The 377-nt window shown below is 61.5% G+C and carries 1 protein-coding gene; it reads right to left on the reverse strand.

Translation table 11 applies throughout. The annotated features are described in order from the left end of the window. A partial coding sequence (locus tag HCU76_RS36400; RefSeq protein ID WP_256354757.1) for a methylmalonyl-CoA mutase family protein occupies positions 1-377 on the reverse strand: 377 nt, incomplete at both ends.

Consider the following 377-nt stretch of genomic DNA (forward strand, 5'->3'; position numbering starts at 1 on the left):
AGAGGCGCGCGGCGCGCATCTTGGCCACTTCCAGGTAGAAGTTCATGCCGATGGCCCAGAAGAAGCTCAGGCGGCCGGCGAACACGTCGACGTCCAGGCCCTTGGCCAAGGCTGTCTTCACGTATTCCTTGCCGTCGGCCAGCGTGAAGGCCAGTTCCAGCGCCTGATTGGCGCCGGCTTCCTGCATGTGGTAGCCACTGATCGAGATCGAGTTGAACTTGGGCATCTTCTGCGCCGTGTACTCGATGATGTCGCCGATGATGCGCATGCTCGGCGCGGGCGGGAAGATATACGTGTTGCGGACCATGAACTCCTTGAGGATGTCGTTCTGGATGGTTCCGCTCAACTGGTCCTGGGCCACGCCCTGCTCTTCGGCC

The organism is Variovorax sp. dw_308 (assembly GCF_019207085.1).
Taxonomy (GTDB): domain Bacteria; phylum Pseudomonadota; class Gammaproteobacteria; order Burkholderiales; family Burkholderiaceae_C; genus Variovorax.